Here is a 19,203-nt window from a genome sequence, read left to right as displayed (position 1 = left end):
AGCAAAGGCCCGAACATGTCGGTCGAAGCCGCTTCCAGAACCTTTCGTCCCTCATGGTCGGGCCTGAGCCCGCTGACTGCGCTGGCCTATCTCATCGTGGCGGTCGCCCTTGTGGTGGCCGTCGTCGGACCCTGGCTCGTCACCCACGATCCGCTGATGTTCAGCGCCGATGTCAACATGGCGCCCGGCAACGGCCATATCCTGGGCACCGACGATGCTGGGCAGGATGTTTATTCCCGCCTCGTTGTCGGCACCGGCCTTAGTCTCTTCTACGGCGCCAGCGCTGCGCTCGTCTCGCTGCTCATCGGCTCCATCATCGCCCTGCTCGCCATGGCGCTGGGGCGGCCGACCGAGTTTGCCCTCTTTACGCTGATCGACCTGATCCGCGCCCTGCCCGGCATTCTGTTCGCGCTCGCCTGCATCGTGGCGTTCGAGCCGGGCGTTGCCTCGGTCGTGCTGGCGCTCGGCGTTTCCTTTTCGCCCAATTTCGCGCTGATCACGCGCGCCACCTACCTGCAGCAAATGGCGCAGCCCTATACGGCGGCGGCCAAGGTGCTTGGTGCGGGACGCCTGCGGATTGCCTTGGTGCATGTGCTGCCCAACATTGCGGGCGCGCTCATCACCCAGTTTGCCATGATCCTGCCGCGCTGCATCGTTTCGGAATCCGTATTGAGCTTCCTGGGGCTGGGCGTTTCGCCCGAGACGCCGACCTGGGGCCGCATGATCGCCAGCGCCACCTCCTATATCGAAGAGGCCCCGCACGCGGCGCTCGCGCCCATCATCGCGCTGTCGCTGGCCACCTTCGCGCTGGCCGTGGTCGGCAATTCCATTCGCCAGCGCTTCAATGTCTCGCGCAAGAGTGTCACGCTATGAACCCGCATCTGCTGCGTCTGCTGGGCGCCATCGGCCTCGATATCCTGCGCTCGGCCTGCATCGCGCTGGGCATCATCACCTTCACTTTTTTCGTCATCCGCATGATTCCCGGCGATGTCGTCGATGTGCGTGGCATCGAAGGTTCGCTGACCTATTCGCAACAGACCTCGATGCGCGAGGACCTGGGGCTCAACCAGCCCTGGCTGACCCAGTTCGGCCAATGGAGCGGCATGATCCTGTCGGGCGATCTCGGGGAGTCGGCGCGCTACAACCGGCCCATCGTCGACCTGCTCGCTATCGTGCTGCCCTCGACCCTGCTGCTGGGCGCGACGGCCCTGGCGATCGGGCTCATTTTCGGCATCTCGCTGCCGACGCTGGCCTGTCTTTATCCACGCTCGATCTTTGTGGGGATCGTCGAGTTCATCACCATCTGGTCCATCACCATGCCGACCTTTTCGATCGGGATCATGTCGGTGATCGTCTTTGCCGTGTGGCTCGACTGGATCCCCGCGATCGGCAATTTCCTGGTCCCCGCCATCATCCTGGGCGTCGATACGACGGGGAGCCTGGCCAAGATGCTCTACGAGGACATGAAGGACGTCGAGGCGAGCGAATATGTGCGGGCCGCCCGCGCCAGGGGCCTCAGCCGCAGCCGCATTATCCTCCATCACGTCTTGCCCAATGCCCTGTCGGTCACCATCGCGCTCATCGGCATGATGCTGGCCGGCATCTTCACCGGCGCGCTGACCATGGAAGTCGTCTTCGGCCTGCCGGGGCTCGGCACCATGACCTTGCAAGCGATCCAGGGGCGCGACTATCCGGTGGTGCAGGCCATCATCATCTGGCTCGGGCTGGCGGTGATCTTCGCCAACCTCGTGACCGAGATCATCCGCAAGCTCGTCGATCCCCGCCTGAGGACAGCATGACCCAAACGCCCTTGCTCACTGTTGCGGACCTCTGCGTGACCATCACGGCCAATGCCGGTACCGCCCGGGTGGTGGATGGCGTATCATTCAGCATTACCGAAGGCCGCACCCTGGCTTTGGTGGGCGAGTCGGGGTCGGGTAAATCGATGACGGCGATGTCGCTGCTGGGCCTGACCCCGGCCGGCGTGGATGTCGAAACAACGGGCACGGCGATGTTCGGTGGCCGCGACCTGTTGAGCCTTCCGGAAGCCGAGTTGCGGCAAGTGCGGGGCGGGCAGATCGCCGTGGTGTTCCAGGATCCCGCCGCAGCGCTCGATCCGCTAATGACCGTTGCCAATCAAATCGGTGAGTCATTGCCGCGCGGATTGCGAGGCGAGGCGGCCCGGCAGCGCGTGCGCGACCTGCTTGCCGAAGTGGGGCTCGACAGCGTGCCCCATATCGAGCGCCGCTATCCCCATGAGCTATCGGGCGGCCAGCAGCAGCGCGTGGCGATCGCTTCGGCGCTTGCCGGCAATCCGAGCCTGCTGATCGCCGACGAACCCACTACCGCGCTCGACATGAGCGTGCAGGCGCAAATCCTGGAACTGCTCAGCACGCTGCGCAAGGCACGCAGCATGGCCATGCTGCTGATCACCCACGATCTCGGGGTGGTCGCCGCGCATGCCGATGACGTCGTCGTTTTGCGCAAGGGCGCCATGGTGGAGGCCGGGCCCACCGCCGACGTGATTGCACGGCCCCGCGACGCTTATACAAAAATGCTGCTGGATAGCCGGCCGCGCCTCGATGCCGCTGCCAATTGCCGCGGTGAGCCGGACCAGGCCGAGCCGGTCCTGTCGGTGGACGCGCTTACCGTCTCCTATCCCGGCCACAATGCCTTTGCGCGGCGCGTTACGGCGGTGGACGGGGTCAGCCTGTCGCTGCCGCGCGGTGGTGCCCTGGGAATCGTCGGGGAAAGCGGCAGTGGAAAAAGCACCATCGCCAAGGCGATAGTCGGTCTCACCGCAATCGAAGGCGGCTCGGTATTTTTCGATGGCAAGCGCCTGCTCAATCCCGGGTCGATGCCTGCCGCGATGCGCGCCCGGTTGCAGTATATTTTCCAGGATTCGTATGGTGCGCTCAATCCGCGCCTGAGCGTCGAAAGAGCGATCGGGGAGCCCTTCGCCATTGCCGGCATGCCGCCTCGCCAGCGGCGCGATGCCATCGTCGCCTTGTTGAACGAGGTGGGCCTGTCCGATGCGCTTCTCGGACGCCTGCCGCGCGAATTGTCGGGCGGACAGCGGCAAAGGGTCAACATCGCGCGGGCGCTGGCGCTATCACCAGAAGTGCTCATCTGTGACGAGATCGTCTCGGCGCTGGACGTATCCATCCAGGCCCAGGTGATAAAACTGCTCAAGCAGTTGCAGCGCACCCGTTCGCTGAGCCTGTTGTTCATCAGCCACGATCTCGGCGTCATTGCCGAAATCTGCGATCGCGTGATGGTCATGCGAGCGGGCAAGGTGATCGAGGAGGGGTCGGTGCGCAGTGTATTCGACACGCCGAGCCAGGCTTACACGCGAGGGCTCCTCGACGCGGCCGAAGCCCTCGAAGGTGTATCGTCGCATTCGCGTCATTTGCCCATTGAGGGTGCCCAAAGTACGCAGCAGACCGAGGCGGTTCTCGCGGTCTAGCAAGAAATCGCTCAAGTCGGATGCGAGGAAGTCGGCGACGCGTCCCCGGCCAAAGATGGCCGTTAGATTGCAATGTTTTACGGCTGGCGACGACGCCAGGCGGTGAAGCGGCGGAGGGCGAAAAGTAAAAAGCCGTAGACGCTGGCGTTGTCGGGCCATTGGGTCACGACACGGCCGGAGGCGGTCTTGAAGTAGTTCTGCCCTTCGATGAAGGCGGTGCCCGTCATCTGGCCTTGCAGCCAGTCGTTGTAGCGCGTGTTGGCGGCATCCGTGACTTCGGTTTCGGGCTTTCCGGCGCGCACCAGACGCTTGATTTCGAGCAGGGCGAAGCGCGCCTGGCGTTCCAGGTTGGTGACGATGAAGCCGCCATTGGTGTTGGGGCCATAGAGCATGAAGAAGTTGGGGAAACCGGGGACCATGATGCCGAGGAACGCGTGCGGCTCGCCCTTCCAGCGCGCCGACAGGGTATCTCCTTGCCGCCCCACCACCTTAAGGGTCGAGAGATATTCGGTGACCTCGAAGCCGGTGGCCAGTACCAGCGCGTCGGCCGGATGCACACCGCCATCGGCATCGACCAGCGCGTCCGGACGGCAGGAGACGACGGCCTTGGGCACCAAGGCGACATTGGGCCGCTTGAGCGCGGGGAAGAAATCGCTGCTCATCACGGCGCGCTTGCCGGCGAAGGGATAGTTGGGCGTCACCGCCGCCTTGAGGTCGGGCCGATCGGCGAAGACCTCGTCGATATAGGCGAGCGCGGCCAGCCGCGCCTGCGTATTGGGCCGCGCCCCGGGTCGGAAGAACGCCCCGCGCAACTCACGCATTTCCTGCACCGCATAGAGCTTGAACCGATAGTATTTGCGCCAGAGGCCGTGCCGCAGATAGCCGCGCTCGCGGTCGGTGAAACCACGATCGCGCTTGGGCAGCAGCCAGCCGGGCTGGCGCTGAAACAGGGTCAGGTGCGCGACCTGGTCGACCAGGGCCGGCACGACCTGGGCGGCGCTCGAGCCGGTGCCCACCACAGCGACGCGCTTGCCCTTGAGATCGATCGATGGGTCCCATTTGGCGGTGTGGAGGACCGGGCCGGCAAAATCCTCCAGTCCGGGCCAGTTGGGATAACGCGGCTTGCTGAACATGCCGACCGCCGAGATGACGCTTTGGTAAAAGTCGGTTTCGCCGTCGGCCAGGGTCAGCACGTAGCCGTGGCGGGCCGGCTCCCATATGGCGGAGACGATACTGGTTTGCAGCCGGATACGGGAGCGCAGCGCAAAGCGGTCGACCACGTCCTCGAGGTAGCGTTGCAGTTCGGCCTGCCCAACATGGGTGCGCTCCCAATCGTGCGGGGCGAAGGAGAAGCTGTAGATGTGGGACGCCGCGTCGGTGGCGGCGCCGGGATAGCGATTGTCCCACCAGGTGCCGCCGATGCCGGCGGATTTTTCGAAGATGGTGAAATCGTTCAGCCCCGCCTGCTGCAGCTTGACGGCAGCGGCGATCCCGCCAAAGCCTGCGCCGATGATGGCAATACGCATGGTGCCTCGCACTGGTGAATTGAGTGGTCCGGAATTGCCGATCAGGCGTGCTCGAGCAGATGACCGAGGAATTTGCGGGTGCGCTCCTCGCGCGGCCGCTCCAGCACCTGTTCGGGTGTGCCCTGCTCGACCACGCGGCCATCGGCCATGAACACGACGCGGTCGGCCACGGCCCGGGCAAAGCGCACCTCGTGGGTGACCACGATCATGGTCATGCCGGCCTCGGCGAGCCGGCGCATCACGCCCAGCACCTCACCCACCAGTTCAGGATCGAGCGCCGACGTGGGCTCGTCGAACAGCATGAGCTGGGGCGCGATCGCCAGCGCCCGGGCGATGGCCACGCGCTGCTGCTGGCCGCCGGACAGATTATGAGGCAAATGATCGAGATGCTGGCCCAGTCCGACATCGCGGAGCAAGGCTATCGCCGTCTGGTCGGCCAAGGCCCGATCCTGCTTGTAGACATGGACCGGGGCGATGGCGACGTTTTCCTTGACCGGCAGGTGCTCGAACAGGTTGAAATGCTGGAACACCATGCCGATCCGCGCCTTGGCGCGCGCCGCCGCCAGATCGCGAACCGGCTTGAGCATGCCGTTGACCCAGCGATAGCCAACATGCTCGCCCGCCACGAGGATTTCGCCGCCATTGAGAGCCTCGAGATGGTTAATCAGGCGCAACAGCGTGCTCTTGCCCGAGCCGCTGGGGCCCATGAGGACGACGACTTCGCCGCGGCCGACCTTGAGATCGACCCCGCTCAGCACCTCGCGGTCGCCGTAGCTCTTGGTGACATTGCTGCAGGTGACAAAGGCACTGTCATCGGTGCCGGCTGCTGTGCGGGGGCGGGCGAGAAATGTCGCGACGCCGGCAGATGGTTCGGCGACGGCGACGGGATCCGGCGTCGTGGGTTCGGGGGTTGCGGCGGGACGAATGCGGCCGCCAAAGCCGAGCAAGCGCGCCAGCATGCCGGATTGCCGGTTGTCGTCAGCGGCGCTATTGAGCCGGGATTCGAGGGCACCCTGCCCCAGGCTCATGATGGTGGTGGCGGCCAGGTACATGATGCCGGCGGCGCAAAAGACTTCGAAGAACAGGAAATTCTGCGCAACGATGGTCTGGCTGCGCAGCATCAGCTCGTCCACGGCGATGACGGAGGCCAGCGAAGTGAACTTGAGCATGGAGATGGCGTCATTGCCCAGCGCCGGCATAATGGCGCGCAACGCCTGGGGCAAGACGATGCGGCGCAGCGTCAATACGCTGGACATGCCCAGGGATTGCGCCGCCACCGTCTGGGTGCGGTTGACCGAGCGGATGCCGCCGCGGATGATTTCCCCGGCGAAGGCCGCTTCGTTGAGCATGAAGCCCAGGATCGCGGTCTCCACCGAGCCGATGAAGATGCCCAGCGAGGGCAGCGCGGTGTAGAGGAACACCAGTTGCAGCAGCAGCGGGGTGCCCCGGATGAACCAGATGTAGATGATGGCTGGGATGCGCAGCAGGGGCGCTTTGGACTCGCGCATCAGCGCGAGCCCCAAGCCGAGAATCAAGGCGAAAAACATGGCGACAACGGTGATCTGGATGGCGACGAGCATGCCCTGCCAGAGGTAGGGCAAGGTCAGGTATTCAAAGAACTTGGTCATGCCTGGTCCATCTCCCGTTGCTGGCGCCGCCGATCCGATCGGCTATTGCGTCTTGATCGACGGCTCGAAGAGCTGCGCTTCGGAAAAGCCCCAATCGCCCATGGCCGCCTGCAGCGAGCCATCGTCGTATTGCGCCTTGAAGCTGGCCTGCAGCGCTTCCATCAGCTTGGGATTGTCCTTGCTGACCCCGAGGCCGAAGACGAAATCTGAGGCGATGGCAAAGCCGACCTCGACCTGGTCGGGTGCGGTATCGGCGAGATAGGTGGCAACGCCCGCGTCGGTCAGCAGGATATCGGCGCGGCCCTGGCCGAGGGCGGAAAAGGCGCGATCGGTGCTGGGGAACTGCAAAGGCGTGATCGGGCCCTGGCCGGCCGCGACGCAGGCCTTGCTCTGGGTATCGAGGATTTCGTTTTCCACCGTGCCCACGATCTGCGCGGCGGTGACGTCGCAGACCTTGGCCATGTCGGTCAGGCCCTTGGGATTGCCGGTGCGCACCAGCGAGGCTTCGCCGGCCAGCATGTACTGGACGAAGTTGACCTGCTTGGCGCGCTCGTCGGAGGCATACATGCCCGCGGCGACCAGATCGATGCGGCCCGATTGCAGGGCCGGGATCAACCCGGCGAAATCGAGCTTGGAATAGGTGAAGGTGAAGCCCAGGCAATCGGCGGCCGATTGCAGCAGGTCGGGCTCGATGCCGATGATGTTGCTGGGATCGTTCGGGTCGGTGGCCGAATAATTGGCCGGCGCCGGCGAGATGCCCACCACCAAGGACTGCCCGGCGAGGTCGGGATAGGCCGCCTTGATGGGCGCGCAGGTCTCGGGATTGGCCTGGGCGTAGGCAGGAGGGATCGCCGCCCCGGTGGCGATAAGCGTCGCGATGGCAAGCACGGTACTCAAGGATGTCGTCGAGGTGTTCATCTTGGTCTCCATCAGGTTGCAGTTGGTCGTCGTCGAAAGCATCGCCGGCCTCAGGCGATGCCGCTCCAGCCGTGGCGGCGCCAGTCGGCTACGGCAAAGGGCATGTCTTGCAGAAAGCCGGCGCTCATCACCGAGCCGGCGCGCATGTCGCCGAAGGCCATCGCCTGGATTTTGTGACCGCGCTTGGCCAGCGCGTCGGCGAGCGCATGGCCGGTTTCGATGAGAAGGAGGCCGTTCTCGCTGCGCCAGCGCGGGCGGTGGATGGCGGCGGCAAGATCGAGCTCGTCGGCGACGCAGGCGCACAGCACCTGCAGCAGGGTTTGCACCTGGCCATCGGCGCCGGGCGTGGCCAGGCCAAGACAGAGCCGGTCGTCGCTCACCATGATCGGCGCCAGTGTGTGGATGGGCGCCTTGTCGGGCGCGAGATCGTTGGGGGTGGCGGTAAAGCCATCGGCGCGATTGTTGAGTACGAAGCCGCCCTCGGGCACGAACACGGCGGAGCCGAAATCGTCGAACACGCTCATCAGGGACGAAACCACCATGCCGTCGGCATCGGCGCAGCAGACCCCGGCGGTGTGCAGATAGGCCCGGGGGCCGGCACGATTGGAGGCCTGGGCGAAGTTGATCTGGTGTTCGAGCTCCAGCAGGGCGGCGCCCTCGCCGACGCGGTGGCGATGCTCGAAGATCGAGCCGATCAGTTCGATGGCGGCGTGGTCACGCAAGGCGGGGTCGAGCGGCCCCAGGCGCTCCAGTCCCTGCAGCGCCATCAGCAGGAGGATCCCTTGCGACGCCGGAGGCTGGACGTGAACGGTCAGGCCGCCCCAGTCGAGGGCCAGCGGACGCTCGCGGACGCTCGCGTGGTTGGCAAAGTCCTGCGCATCGAGCGAGCCGCCATGACGCTGAATGGTGGCGGCAATCCGGTTGGCGAAAGCGCCGCGATAAAAATACTGGCTGCCGGCCTTGGCCAGCTGGTCAAGCGTCGCGGCCAGTTCGGGCTGCTCCCAATGGGCGCCCTCCCCCAGATGCAGCAGCGGCCAGCGCTCGGCGCCGCCGGTCAGCAGCCGCCGGCGCTGCGCGGTCACGGAATCAGCCAGCCCGCGATCGATGCGAATGCCCATGCGGGCCAGGCGAATGGCGGGCGCGAGCACCTGCGCGAGGCTCAGACGGCCCCAGCTGCGTGACAAGTCGCCCCAAGCCGCGACCAGTCCCGACACCGTGACGGCGGCGGCCGGACCGGTGGGTCCTTCGGCCAAGGCGCGGCCGGTGCGGCCGGCGCCGTTGACGGCGTGGACCGCCCGGTCGGGGGTGCGCACCAGATAGAAGCCGTCACCACCCAGTCCTGCCGCGTCGGGCGCGACGACGGCAATCACCGCCTGGGCTGCGATGGCGGCGTCCACGGCGCTGCCGCCGGCCTGCAGCATGTCCTGCGCTGCCGTGACCGCCAGGGGATGGGCCGCCGATACCGCGCCGACGCCGCCGGCAAGGGCGGGCCGGACGACTGAGGAAAAGGGATTGATCCTGACATCGATCATACTGCCGAATAGCCTCCGTCGACGACGATGGAGGTGCCGGTGACATAGCGCGAGGCGGCGGATGCCAGGAATTGCACGACGCCGGCCACGTCCCCGGCCTGGCCTTGCCGGCCCATGGGGATGCTTGCCACCAGCTTTTGCGTCGCCGCGGCCCGGTCGGCCTGGAAATCCCAATAGGGATCGTTGAACGGGGTCTCGATCCAGCCGGGCAGGACGCAGTTGACGCGAATGCCCTGGGGAGCGAGTTCGTCCGCCAGGGAGCGGCAAAGCCCCAACAGGCCGGCCTTGGTGGCATGGTAAGCCGGCATGCCGGCATGGCCGCGCAAGGCGCCGGTGGATGCAGTAAAGATGATGCTGGCATTGTCCGACCGGGCCAGATGCGGCGCTGCGGCCTGGGCCAGCAAGAATGGCGCGGTCAGGTTCACCGCCAGGGATTTGGCCCACAGCGCCGGCGTCCAGTCGGCGAGAGGCGCGGACGCCAGGATCGCGGCGTTGACGAACAGGGTGTCGATGCCGCCGAAGCGGGCGATGGCGGCGTCGATGACTGTTGCGGCGGCGCCTTCATCGGCAAGGTCGCATAGATGCCGCTCGGCGGCACCAGGGAGGGGTTCGGCGATGGCCAGGGCGCTGGCTTCGGCGTTGTTGTCGGCCAGCAGGACCTGGTCGCCGGCGCGGCGGAACGCGTCCATGGTGGCTCGGCCGATGCCGGTGGCGCCGCCTGCAATCACGATGGTGCTCATGGCTTGGTCCCTTCCGTGTCGGGCTGCAGGAAATCGAGCGCGGCCAGGGCATAAATGGCGACGCAATCGAGCAGGTCGACACGCTCGACATAATCGTCGACGCCCGCGACCAGCAGCGGCTGCGGTCCGAAGCAGACCGCCGGAACGCCCAGGCCCCGCCAGCGCGCGGCATCGCTGGCGGGCAGACGCACGACCGGGCGCGGCGCGGTGCCCCGCACCTGGGCGCAGGCCCGCGAGACCGCCAGGCAGACCGGCGCATCAGGCGCGGTCCAGTTGGCGTCCCAGCCCTTGATGCGGCTCCAGCTGGTGCCGGGTACAGCGCTGGTCAGGCGGTCCAGCTCGGCTTCGACGGCGCCGATCGAGAGACCGGGCGGCAAGCGAAAATCGACTTCGGCAAAGGCGGTTTCGGCGCGTTGACTGACGAAGCGCCCGCCGCTGACGGTGCCGGCATTGGCGGACAGGCGCAGTTCGTGATGGCCGGCGCCGGCCAGTACGCCGGCGAGGTCATCAGGGGGAGAGGCTTGCCGCGCATTGAGTGCATCGACAGACAGCAGCAGGCGGGCGAGCCGGGCAATGGCGTTCTCACCGGCCTGGTTGATCATGCCCTGGGCCGGCGCTGCTTCGGCCACGAGACGCACCCAGAACACGCCCTTTTCCGCCAGCGCCAGGCCCATGCCGCCTGGCCCTTCGGCGCAGATCAGGGCGTCGCCGGCGAGATCAGGCCGCGCCGCAAGCAGGGCCTGGGCACCGTCGGGGCCGAAAACGGTTTCGTCGGCTACGGCGGTGAAGCTCAGACGGCCGCGCCACTGGTCGCGGTGTTGCGCCAGCCAGAGCGTGGCAAAGGCCAGTGCCGCGACGCCGGCCTTCATGTTGCCGATGCCCAGCCCGTAGAGGCGTCCGTCGCGTTCGGTCAGTGCCAGCGGCGGCACGCTCCAATTGGCGAGATCGCCGGGGGAAATCGTGTCCAGATGCCCGTTGAACACCAGATGTGGACCGGGCCGGCCGCCGTAGACGGTAACGATCAGGTTGGGCTTGCCATCAACTGCCGTGAAGACTTCGACGGGCAGACCGTGCGTTGCGAACCAATCTTGCAGGACGCCGGCCGGGCCGGTGACGTCGCCGGGCGGGTTGATGCTGCCGGCAGCAACCAGGTTTGCGCACAGGGCGATGAGGTGCGGGCTCTGGTCGGCGACGAACCGGGCAACATCTTTATGCATGGCTAGCCAACCTGCCAGCCGCCGTCGACGGCGATGGCTTGGCCGGTGACGTAGCGGGAGAGCGGGGAGGCGAGATAGACATAGGTGCCGGCCAGATCGTCGAGCGTGCCGAGCTTGCGTGTCGGAATGCGGCTTTCGAGCGCGTGCCGCACAGCTTCGGCGGTCTTGCCCTGGAGCACGGCCCGGTCGGCGAACAGCTTGCGGATCATGGCGGTATCCATCTGCCCGGGGCAGACGCAGTTGACCAGGATGTCATCGGCCGCGAGTTCGGCGGCGAGGCATTCGGACAGCCCGATCATGCCGAACTTGGAGGCGGAATAGGCCGCGTTCTCGGCCCCGCCCCGCAGGCCGAACAAGGACGCGGTCAGGATGATGCGACCGCCCCTGCCCTGGCGGGTCAATTGGCGCCCAAACACGGTGGCGGCGATGAAGGCGCCGGTCAGATTGATGTCGAGCACGCGGCGGAATTCATCGGCGTTCATCTCCAGCGCCGGCTTGAGGAGCAGGATGCCGGCATTGGGCACGACGATGTCGACCTGGCCAAAACGGGCGAGCGTCTGTTGCAGCGCCGCCTCCGTCGCCGCGGCATCGGTCACGTCCAGCCTGATGGCCAAGGCGCGGGCGGGGTCAAGCTCCCCTGCCGCCTGGGCCAGTTCGGCGTCCAGCACATCGGCGATCACTACATTGGCGCCGTGGGCCTGGAAGGCCTTGGCGACGGCAAGGCCGATGCCACGGGCGGCCCCGGTGATGACGGCGGTCCTGCCGTCGAGCAGCGGTGCAGTTGGCTCAGGCATGGCTCAATCCTTTCGCGATGACCGCTTCGGGGGTGCGTCCGACGGTGGCGCGGTAGGCATCGGCGTCGGTCGCCCCTTCGCTGCCGACGACGGCCACGCGCGATTGGGAGCCAAGGCCCAAGGCCGAAGCGACCTCGGCGTCGTACATTGCCGCCACGAGGCCGGCAGTGGCGGCGCAGCCGGATTCGCCGGAGACGAGCGGACGGTCGCCGCCGACGCCGTCGGCCAGGAGCCGCATGGCGTCGCGGGCCGCATCGTCGGGAATGGTGATGGTGTGGTCCAATCCCTCCTCGAGTATGTCCCAGGCGGCGGGGGACACTTCGGCGGCGGCAAGGCACGCCATGAAGGTATTGACGTCGCCCGGCACCAGCGTCGGCTTGCCGGCCGCAAGCGAGCGCGAGATGCAATCGGCATTGTCGGGTTGCACCACGACGATGCGCGGCCGGTCCGACCCCATGGTTTCCCACAAATGACCCACCGTCGCCGCCGCGAGGCCACCCACAGCGCCCGGCACGAAGATGTGGGTGGGAATGACCGGCGCCCATTGCGCCAGCATTTCGGCGACCAGCAACGTATAGCCCTGCATCACCAGGGCGGGCGCCTTGGCGTCGCCATTGGCGGAGGTGTCGGCCACGAGCTGCCAGCCATGGGTGCGGGCGTCGCTGGCGCATTGATGCACCGAATTGTCATAACCGCCGCGGATGCGCCGGATTTCGGCACCGTAGCGGGCGATCTCGGCTTCCCGGCTCTGGCTGACATGTTCGTGCAGGTAGATGATGCAGCGGCATCCGAACATCTGCGCGCCCCAGGCGACCGAGCGGCCGTGATTGCCGTCGGTGGCGGCGGCGAGCGTCACGGTCCTGGCCTGGTCGGCATAGAGCCCGGCCATGATATCGGCGGAACGTGGCTGGGCAATGCCTTGAGCCTGCAGGTGCTCCGCCAGCAACACCAGCGCCGCGTAAGCGCCGCCAAGGGCCTTGAAACTCTTGAGGCCGAAACGCAGCCCCTCGTCCTTGTAGCGCAGTTCGCCCACGCCGATCGCGGCCGCAAGGCCCGGCAGGGACACGACGGGCGTCGGCGCATAGCCCGGCCAGGTGGTGATTTCCGCACGGGCATGGGTAAAGCGTTCGCCGTTGAGCACCGCCTGCTGCCGCGCGCCATAGGGCGCTTGCCGGTGCAGCCGGGGGTTGGATTGGTGTCGGACGGGGAAAGCCTGCATAGCAAAACCGCATGGTCGATAGGGACAGTCTTTGCGGCGGGTTTGGATTGCCCTATTTTTGAGCAGCCTTGGTCCGTGCCGTTGAAATCACACTATCAAAATTTGATGCGGATTTTTGGCGAATTTGACGTATCTACGCAAAATTCCTGCAAATATGGGGTGAGTTCGCTTGTTTCGGGAGAATGTCATGACCGAGATCGATAGTTTTGATGCGCGCCTGTTGCGGGCCGTGCAGGCCAATAATCTGCTGACTGCCGACGAGTTGGCGGCGGTGGCGGGGTTGTCGCCCTCGGCCTGTCTGCGTCGGCTCAAGCGGTTGCGGGCAGCCGGCATCATCGAGGCGGATGTCGCGGTGATTGCGCCGGAGGCGGTCGGGCGCGGGCTGACCATGGTGGTCGAGGTGACGCTGGAGCGAGAGCGGCCCGAGATCATGGAGGAGTTCAAGCGCCTGATGCGCAACACGCCCGAGGTGATGCAGTGCTACTATGTGACCGGGGAGGTCGACTTCGTGCTGGTGATCACGGCGCGCGACATGCGGCGCTACGAGGAATTCACCAAGCGGTTCTTCTTCGCCAACATCAATGTGCGGCGCTTTCACACCATGGTGGTGATGGATCGCGTCAAGGTCGGCTATTCGTTGCCGATCAACGATTGAAGCGGGGCGTTGGCCGAAACGGCCATCTGGCTCATGATCAAAGCGCCGGAGAAGGCGATGTGGCGAGCCATCAGCGCTTGTGCGCCCGGCCCGTCCTTGGCGAGGATGAGATTCAGGATGGCCTCGTGCTCCGCCTGGGATTGCGCCAGCCGGCCGGTGGCGGTCAATGCGCTGAACTGGGCGGACCGATAGGGCTCGGAGCGCAGCAGCAGGACGCGCGCCGTTTCAGCCAGGAGGGCATTGTGCGCGCCGCGATAGATGGCTTCGTGGAAGGCGCCGTTGGTGACGCGAAAGCGCGTTGCGGCGCCGGCGGTGACGGCTTGGGCGCCGTCGGCCACCAGCATCTCAAGGGCATTGCGTTCGATGGCCGTCATCCGCTCGGCTGCCAGGCGGGCGCATAGCGCGTCCATTTCCGCTGCCGCCTCGAAGAGGTCGGCCGCTTCGGCAGAGGCCAATTCCCGCACGATGGCGCCGCGATTGGGCCGCAGTTCCACGAGGCCGGACACCGCCAGGTGTCGCAGAGCCTCCCGCACCGGGGTGCGCGACACGCCATACTGGGTCGCCAGCGCCTGCTCGTCGAGGCGGTCGCCCGGCCGAAACTGGCCCAGGATCAGGGCGTCGGCAAGGGCCTGCTTGACATGTTCGGCCGCCGTGCCGCGCGGCATGGATGGTTTTTGCGCCATGCTGGTCACTCCCTCTTGCATGCAACCACTTTGATCTGTACCAACTTGTATACACGATTTCCGCTGTGTTGGTATGGTTTCGATGCCCGATCTATCGCCTCTCTTGCTGCCCGGCCTGCTGCTCGCTGCAGCCTCGGTCGTCGCCGGGCTCCTGGCGGGCCTGTTGGGGGTGGGTGGGGGCATCGTCATCGTGCCCATGCTGTTCTGGTTGCTGACGTCGCTGGACCTGCCGCCCGACCTGGTCATGCACATTGCGGTGGCCACATCATTGGTCACCATCATCCCCACTTCGCTCTCGTCTTCCGCGTCGCACCGACGCCGCGGCAATGTGGATTCGGCGCTTCTGGGGCTATGGGGACCGGGAGTCCTGGTCGGCGCCGCGTTGGGCGGATTCTCCGCCAAGATCATCGATGGCGTGGTGCTCAGCGGCATTTTCGGGGTGATCGCGTTGCTGATATCGCTCAACATGGTCACCAGCCGGTCCATTCGCGTCGCCGATACGCCGCCGGCGAGTGCGCTGGTCAACCGGTTCATCGCCGCCGTGGTCGGGTTCTTCTCGGCGCTGATGGGCATTGGCGGCGGGACGCTGTCGGTGCCGATCCTGACAGCCTATGGCTTTCCCATTCTCAAGGCGGTCGGCACGGCCTCGGCATTTGGCCTGTTGATCGCGGTGCCGGCCGTGGCGGGCTTCATCTGGGCCGGCTGGGGCATTGCGGACCTGCCGTTCGGCAGCCTGGGCTATGTCAATTTGCCGGCGGCGTTGCTGATATCGCCGATCACCGTCGTTATGGCGCCGATCGGGGCGCGCATCGCCAGTTCCATCAACCAGCGGGCGCTGCGCTTGTGCTTTGCGGTTTTTCTCGCCATCACCGCGGTCCGCATGCTGATGCAGATCATCGGCTGAACCAAGGAGTTATCATGACACTCTCGCCGATCCGACTACATGCCGAACGCGCCTTCGACATCGTGCGGCCGGCGATCGTCGCCACGATGGCGAGCGGCGTGACCGGGCGCCAGGATTTGGCCGTGGTCATCACAGCGATCCCCGCGATCAACCCGGTGCCCGATGGCATGTCGTTCGAGGACGGGTGCCTGCTGGTCGCCGAGATCGGCAATCTCGCCAATTCGAGCTATCCCAACCGGCAGATCGCGCTCAAGAAGGCGGAGCGTTCGATGCGGACCGGCCAGCCGACAGCACATCTGTCGCCCAGTTCGCTGCTGCCGGGCGACAGCGTGTTCTGGGGTAGTGCGGTACTCGACGGCATCGTCGTGGCCTGTGCGGGGCTCGACGAGTACCACGATGAAATGTTCTCGTACTGGATCGCGGCGACGGTCAATGCTGTCGCCAAGCAATGGTTTGAGGAACAGCGCCACAGCCGCCCGGACGATAGCTTCGTTTAGGTGTTTTAGGTTGGTCTTGAGTTTGAGGGCGGCAGGTTCAGTTATTGGCTCAAGGCTATGACTTGCTTTTAGCGCCCTATCCAGTTGGCAGCCCCAGGCGCGCGAACAGCTCCGCCGGCGCGCCGTGGGCCGCCAGAGTGTCGCGCATCAGGTGCAGCATGCGGTCTCGCTGCGCCGGTTCGGTGGCCCAGAGGTTGTCGCGCTGCCCGGGATCCTTGGCGCGGTTGTAGAGCAGCGGCTCGCTGTCGAGCGGGCGTCGATCGGTCGGTCGGTCGGCGGTGAACGGAATCTTCCACTGCGGCATGGCGACATTGGGGATGAAGTGCCCCTGCCCTTCCGCCTGGTCCGGCGCCATGATGGTTGTCGGCACCATGCTGGAATAGGCATAGACGGGCAAGGAGCGGTCGGGCGGCTGGATCAGTGTCCATGCGCCATCGGTGCAGCATAGACCCTGCCCGAACGTGCCGTAGAGGACGACATCCCGGCCCCGATCGGCGTCCGAAAGCATGGGCAATACCGAGCGGGAATGCGTGTGGGGCGGCAGTTGTACGCCCGCAGCATCGAGGACCGAGGCAAAGATGTCGACCGTGCCGGTGAGGCCGCTCACCGCGCGGCCGTTGCCGGGGAAAGTGGGATGCCACACCAACAGCGGAATATTGGCATGGCTGTCGAAATGGGGGAATTGCTTGCCGAAGCCGAAACGGTCCGCCAGGTCGTGACCGTGGTCGGTGGTGACGATCACCATGGTGTCGTCCCACAGGTTCTGTTCGTCCAGCGTCTCGAGCAATGTGCCGAACCAATGATCGGCCATGGTCAGCTTGGCGCCGTATTGGGCGCGCACGAAGGCGATCTCCTCGGGCGGGGCCTGCGCCAGGAACTCCGCCTGCTGCGCCGCGTCCTGATAGGGCGGCCATAGGGTGAACCGGTCGCGCGCCGCGCCGTCGCCATACATGGACGCATAGGGTTCGGGCACCTCGAAAGGCTCGTGTACGTCGAAGGATTCCACCTGCAGAAAAAACGGATTGCCCTGCTTGTGGCGCTTGAGCCAGTCGCTGGCCGCAGTCATGACTTTTGCCGGGAAGAAGTCGCGCTCGTCGCGGAACTCGGCGATGTTGGAATAATAGCGATGCCCGTAGCCGGGGCGCCATTTTTCGATGTTTTGCGCCCATTGCGGTAGTTCTTCCGCCGGTACCAAGGGTCGCCAGAAGTCGAGCTCGTGGCCGCGGATGAACTCGGCGCCCTGGAAGCTCTGGATGTAGCCGTTCGCCGATTCCTCCCAGTAGTGATAGTGGTCGGTGACAATGGCGGTGGTGTAGCCCGCCGCCTCCAGCAGCTTGGGCAGCCGGTAGTCGAACGGCTCCAGCGGGCCCCATTGACGCCATTGCATGTTCATGACGCCGGCGAAAATTTCCCGCCGCGCCGGCATGCAGGGCAGGCTGCCGACGAAATGGTTGTCGAATCGCCAGGCGCGATCGGCGAAAGCCTGCAGGTTCGGGGTCGCGAACTCGGTGCCACCATACGCCGAAAGGGCATTGCGGTTAACGCTGTCGATCAAGACCAGAATGATGTTCATGAGGATGGTTCTGCTTCAATGGGCGGCGTGGAGGAACTGAGGGGGCAGCCGGTCATTGCTTGACGGAGCCGGCCGCCAAATCCGAGACTAGTTTGCGCTGCAGGAACAGGAAAAGGACCAGCGTCGGCAGTGTCGACACCACCGACGCGGCCATCACCAGGTTCCATTGCGTGGTGTATTCGCCGAAGAAGCTGGCCAGCCCGACGGGCACAGTCTTGTTCGCGTCCGAGGTCATCAGCGTCATGGCGAAGAGGAACTCGTCCCACGCCGAAACGAAGGCGTAGATGGCGACGGTCACCACGCCGGGCCAGGCCACCGGCAGGATGACGCGAAAGATGATCTGGAGCGTGTTGGCGCCGTCGATCCGCGCGGCTTCGTCCAGCTCGCGGGGAATGGTGTCGAGGTAGCCCAGCAGCATGTAGATGGCAAAGGGTAGGTTGACCGCCGTGTAGGAGATGACGAGGCTCAGCGGATTATCGATCAATCCAAGCTGGAAGAAGGTGGCATAAAGCGGGGTGATCAGGATCACAAAGGGAAAGAGCTGCGTGGTGATCACCGCGATCAGCAGCACCTGCCGACCCTTGAAAAATCGATGGCGCGAAAAGCCATAGGCGGTGATGAGCGCGATGGTCGTGGCCAGAAACGTGGCGATCGAGCACACCAGGATGCTGTTGCGCAGATAGGTCGGGAACGCCGAGCCGTCGAGCAGGCGCTCGTAGTTTTCGAGCGTGAAGCTGGTCAGCAATTGAAAGGTGCGCGTGAAGATTTCCGCGTCCGGGCGAAAAGAGATGAGCACGACCCAGAAAAACGGGAAGGCCAGCACCAGCAGGAGCCCGACTCCAAAGATCACGGTGGCCAGATCGGCAGCGAGCCGACGTGGCGAAAGGGGCTGTGCAGCCATCACCGTTTCTCCCGGAACAGCACGAGGAAATAGACCAGGGCAAAGGCGAACATGATGATGCTCATTACCACGCCAATGGCCGCACCGGCGCCGACGCGGTAGTCGACGAAGGATGTCGTATACATCTGCGTCGCCAGCACCTGGGTGTAATCACCCGGGCCGCCGCGGGTCGCAAGCCAGACGTAGACAAAATTGTTGAAGGTCCAGATGGTGGTGAGCAACGTCACCACGGCGATGACCGGCTTGAGCAGCGGCAGCACGACCCGAGTCTGGAACTGAAACCAAGTGGCGCCATCGATGCGCGCCGCGTCGCGCAGATCGCCCGGAGTGGATTGCAGCGCGGCCAGGAACGTGATGACGACGAAAGGCAGTTCGCGCCAGATGAGCATGGTTTCCACCGCACCCCATACGGTGGAGGTGCGCGCGAGGAAGGGAATGCCCTGCTCGATGATGCCGCTGGCGACCAGCAGCTGGTTGACGGCGCCATAGCGGGCGTCCAGCAGCCACTTCCAGGCGGCAACCGCAACGACAGGCGGCGTCACCCACGGGATGAGGATCAGCGAGCGAACGAGCCAGCCCAAGCGCCAGCGCACGAACACGCCGGCATTGAGCAGCAAGGCCAGTCCGAGACCGAGCAGCAGGCGCAAGACCACGGTGACGAGCGTCAGCGGAACAGCGGTGTTGAAGAGCGCCTGTCCAGTGGCCTTATCCGACAGGACCTCGGCAAAATTATCCAACCCGACCCAGCGCCCCTCCTTGCCCAGATCGAACAGGCTCAACTCCTGGAAGGACAGGGCAATGTTGTAGATGGCCGGGCCGGCAAAGAAGAAGGCCAGCACGAGCATGGCCGGCAAGACCAGCCAGTAGGGCTCGAGTCGGGTCGCTAGCGGACGCGCCAGCCTTGCGGCCGGCACGTTGGCGATCGCCTCAGATTGGGGTGCCTGCACTGC

The 19,203-nt window shown here is 65.5% G+C and carries 18 protein-coding genes; 6 read left to right on the top strand and 12 right to left on the bottom strand.

Annotation, left to right across the window (positions count from 1 at the left end; all coding sequences use genetic code 11):
• Positions 1-15 precede the first annotated feature (15 nt).
• Genes ACFE8X_RS11905 through ACFE8X_RS11895 form a run of 3 tightly spaced genes read left to right on the top strand, consistent with a single transcriptional unit; the run spans position 16 to position 3,466 of the window.
• The gene (locus ACFE8X_RS11905) at positions 16-873 is read left to right on the top strand and encodes an ABC transporter permease (RefSeq protein WP_375451694.1); all 858 of its coding nucleotides are present in this window, start codon (positions 16-18) and stop codon (positions 871-873) included.
• Positions 870-1,799 carry an ABC transporter permease gene (locus tag ACFE8X_RS11900; RefSeq protein ID WP_375451693.1) on the top strand — a complete coding sequence of 310 codons (930 nt, stop codon included), beginning with the start codon at positions 870-872 and terminating at the stop codon, positions 1,797-1,799. Before ACFE8X_RS11905 ends, ACFE8X_RS11900 begins: the two co-directional genes overlap by 4 nt.
• The gene (locus ACFE8X_RS11895) at positions 1,796-3,466 is read left to right on the top strand and encodes a dipeptide ABC transporter ATP-binding protein (protein ID WP_375451692.1); all 1,671 of its coding nucleotides are present in this window, start codon (positions 1,796-1,798) and stop codon (positions 3,464-3,466) included. Before ACFE8X_RS11900 ends, ACFE8X_RS11895 begins: the two co-directional genes overlap by 4 nt.
• Positions 3,467-3,543: 77 nt before the next feature.
• On the opposite strand, the gene ACFE8X_RS11890 is transcribed toward ACFE8X_RS11895, so the two are convergent.
• From ACFE8X_RS11890 to ACFE8X_RS11855, 8 genes are read right to left on the bottom strand one after another with little or no spacing between them, the layout of a single operon-like run.
• Entirely contained in the window at positions 3,544-4,992 is a 1,449-nt protein-coding gene (locus tag ACFE8X_RS11890) for a flavin-containing monooxygenase (RefSeq protein ID WP_375451691.1), read from the bottom strand.
• 41 nt (positions 4,993-5,033) lie between these two features.
• The gene (locus tag ACFE8X_RS11885) at positions 5,034-6,620 is read right to left on the bottom strand and encodes an amino acid ABC transporter permease/ATP-binding protein (RefSeq protein ID WP_375451690.1); all 1,587 of its coding nucleotides are present in this window, start codon (positions 6,618-6,620) and stop codon (positions 5,034-5,036) included.
• 42 nt (positions 6,621-6,662) lie between these two features.
• The gene (locus ACFE8X_RS11880) at positions 6,663-7,538 is read right to left on the bottom strand and encodes a transporter substrate-binding domain-containing protein (protein WP_375451689.1); all 876 of its coding nucleotides are present in this window, start codon (positions 7,536-7,538) and stop codon (positions 6,663-6,665) included.
• A 50-nt stretch (positions 7,539-7,588) separates the two neighbouring features.
• On the bottom strand, positions 7,589-9,070 hold the full coding sequence (locus ACFE8X_RS11875) for a gamma-glutamyltransferase (protein ID WP_375451688.1): 1,482 nt from the start codon (positions 9,068-9,070) through the stop codon (positions 7,589-7,591).
• Positions 9,067-9,810 (bottom strand): SDR family NAD(P)-dependent oxidoreductase, encoded by a 744-nt coding sequence (locus tag ACFE8X_RS11870; RefSeq protein ID WP_375451687.1) that lies wholly within the window; start codon positions 9,808-9,810, stop codon positions 9,067-9,069. The genes ACFE8X_RS11875 and ACFE8X_RS11870 overlap by 4 nt, the downstream gene beginning before the upstream one ends.
• Entirely contained in the window at positions 9,807-11,027 is a 1,221-nt protein-coding gene (locus ACFE8X_RS11865) for a M20 family metallopeptidase (RefSeq protein WP_375451686.1), read from the bottom strand. The genes ACFE8X_RS11870 and ACFE8X_RS11865 overlap by 4 nt, the downstream gene beginning before the upstream one ends.
• 2 nt (positions 11,028-11,029) lie before the next feature.
• Positions 11,030-11,821 (bottom strand): SDR family NAD(P)-dependent oxidoreductase, encoded by a 792-nt coding sequence (locus ACFE8X_RS11860; protein ID WP_375451685.1) that lies wholly within the window; start codon positions 11,819-11,821, stop codon positions 11,030-11,032.
• Positions 11,814-13,040, bottom strand: coding sequence for a diaminopropionate ammonia-lyase (locus tag ACFE8X_RS11855; protein ID WP_375451684.1), 1,227 nt, complete (start codon positions 13,038-13,040; stop codon positions 11,814-11,816). The genes ACFE8X_RS11860 and ACFE8X_RS11855 overlap by 8 nt, the downstream gene beginning before the upstream one ends.
• A 187-nt stretch (positions 13,041-13,227) precedes the next feature.
• On the opposite strand from ACFE8X_RS11855, the gene ACFE8X_RS11850 reads away from it, so the two are divergent.
• Complete coding sequence (locus ACFE8X_RS11850) at positions 13,228-13,695, top strand: Lrp/AsnC family transcriptional regulator (protein WP_375451683.1); 468 nt, start codon at positions 13,228-13,230, stop codon at positions 13,693-13,695.
• Here ACFE8X_RS11850 and ACFE8X_RS11845 read toward each other — a convergent pair.
• Positions 13,671-14,378: a GntR family transcriptional regulator gene (locus ACFE8X_RS11845; RefSeq protein WP_375451682.1), complete on the bottom strand. Its 708-nt coding sequence runs from the start codon at positions 14,376-14,378 to the stop codon at positions 13,671-13,673. The two genes, ACFE8X_RS11850 and ACFE8X_RS11845, sit on opposite strands and share 25 nt — an antisense overlap.
• 82 nt (positions 14,379-14,460) lie before the next feature.
• Here ACFE8X_RS11845 and ACFE8X_RS11840 point away from each other — a divergent pair, with 82 nt between their 5' ends.
• Positions 14,461-15,282, top strand: a complete 822-nt coding sequence (locus tag ACFE8X_RS11840) for a sulfite exporter TauE/SafE family protein (RefSeq protein ID WP_375451681.1) — start codon at positions 14,461-14,463, stop codon at positions 15,280-15,282.
• 14 nt (positions 15,283-15,296) lie between these two features.
• Positions 15,297-15,779 (top strand): hypothetical protein, encoded by a 483-nt coding sequence (locus ACFE8X_RS11835; RefSeq protein ID WP_375451680.1) that lies wholly within the window; start codon positions 15,297-15,299, stop codon positions 15,777-15,779.
• Between the two features lie 76 nt (positions 15,780-15,855).
• On the opposite strand, the gene ACFE8X_RS11830 is transcribed toward ACFE8X_RS11835, so the two are convergent.
• The 3 genes from ACFE8X_RS11830 to ACFE8X_RS11820 are packed head-to-tail and all read right to left on the bottom strand — an operon-like array spanning position 15,856 to position 19,200.
• Positions 15,856-17,352 carry a sulfatase gene (locus ACFE8X_RS11830; protein WP_375451679.1) on the bottom strand — a complete coding sequence of 499 codons (1,497 nt, stop codon included), beginning with the start codon at positions 17,350-17,352 and terminating at the stop codon, positions 15,856-15,858.
• A gap of 52 nt (positions 17,353-17,404) precedes the next feature.
• A complete protein-coding gene (locus ACFE8X_RS11825; RefSeq protein WP_375451678.1) occupies positions 17,405-18,253 on the bottom strand; it encodes a carbohydrate ABC transporter permease in 849 nt (282 codons plus the stop codon).
• Positions 18,253-19,200: a carbohydrate ABC transporter permease gene (locus ACFE8X_RS11820; RefSeq protein ID WP_375451677.1), complete on the bottom strand. Its 948-nt coding sequence runs from the start codon at positions 19,198-19,200 to the stop codon at positions 18,253-18,255. The genes ACFE8X_RS11825 and ACFE8X_RS11820 overlap by 1 nt, the downstream gene beginning before the upstream one ends.
• Positions 19,201-19,203 lie beyond the last annotated feature (3 nt).

The organism is uncultured Devosia sp., from assembly GCF_964244875.1.
GTDB lineage: Bacteria > Pseudomonadota > Alphaproteobacteria > Rhizobiales > Devosiaceae > Devosia.
The sequence above is the reverse complement of the archived record's forward strand: the minus strand, read 5'-3'. Positions and strand labels throughout refer to the sequence as shown.

Bases quoted from the DNA above. Each gene is read 5' to 3' on its own strand.
- ACFE8X_RS11905 (WP_375451694.1), top strand. From the start codon at position 16: ATGTCGGTCGAAGCCGCTTCCAGAACCTTTCGTCCCTCATGGTCGGGC.
- ACFE8X_RS11900 (WP_375451693.1), top strand. From the start codon at position 870: ATGAACCCGCATCTGCTGCGTCTGCTGGGCGCCATCGGCCTCGATATC.
- ACFE8X_RS11895 (WP_375451692.1), top strand. From the start codon at position 1,796: ATGACCCAAACGCCCTTGCTCACTGTTGCGGACCTCTGCGTGACCATC.
- ACFE8X_RS11890 (WP_375451691.1), bottom strand. From the start codon at position 4,992: ATGCGTATTGCCATCATCGGCGCAGGCTTTGGCGGGATCGCCGCTGCC.
- ACFE8X_RS11885 (WP_375451690.1), bottom strand. From the start codon at position 6,620: ATGACCAAGTTCTTTGAATACCTGACCTTGCCCTACCTCTGGCAGGGC.
- ACFE8X_RS11880 (WP_375451689.1), bottom strand. From the start codon at position 7,538: ATGAACACCTCGACGACATCCTTGAGTACCGTGCTTGCCATCGCGACG.
- ACFE8X_RS11875 (WP_375451688.1), bottom strand. From the start codon at position 9,070: ATGATCGATGTCAGGATCAATCCCTTTTCCTCAGTCGTCCGGCCCGCC.
- ACFE8X_RS11870 (WP_375451687.1), bottom strand. From the start codon at position 9,810: ATGAGCACCATCGTGATTGCAGGCGGCGCCACCGGCATCGGCCGAGCC.
- ACFE8X_RS11865 (WP_375451686.1), bottom strand. From the start codon at position 11,027: ATGCATAAAGATGTTGCCCGGTTCGTCGCCGACCAGAGCCCGCACCTC.
- ACFE8X_RS11860 (WP_375451685.1), bottom strand. From the start codon at position 11,821: ATGCCTGAGCCAACTGCACCGCTGCTCGACGGCAGGACCGCCGTCATC.
- ACFE8X_RS11855 (WP_375451684.1), bottom strand. From the start codon at position 13,040: ATGCAGGCTTTCCCCGTCCGACACCAATCCAACCCCCGGCTGCACCGG.
- ACFE8X_RS11850 (WP_375451683.1), top strand. From the start codon at position 13,228: ATGACCGAGATCGATAGTTTTGATGCGCGCCTGTTGCGGGCCGTGCAG.
- ACFE8X_RS11845 (WP_375451682.1), bottom strand. From the start codon at position 14,378: ATGGCGCAAAAACCATCCATGCCGCGCGGCACGGCGGCCGAACATGTC.
- ACFE8X_RS11840 (WP_375451681.1), top strand. From the start codon at position 14,461: ATGCCCGATCTATCGCCTCTCTTGCTGCCCGGCCTGCTGCTCGCTGCA.
- ACFE8X_RS11835 (WP_375451680.1), top strand. From the start codon at position 15,297: ATGACACTCTCGCCGATCCGACTACATGCCGAACGCGCCTTCGACATC.
- ACFE8X_RS11830 (WP_375451679.1), bottom strand. From the start codon at position 17,352: ATGAACATCATTCTGGTCTTGATCGACAGCGTTAACCGCAATGCCCTT.
- ACFE8X_RS11825 (WP_375451678.1), bottom strand. From the start codon at position 18,253: ATGGCTGCACAGCCCCTTTCGCCACGTCGGCTCGCTGCCGATCTGGCC.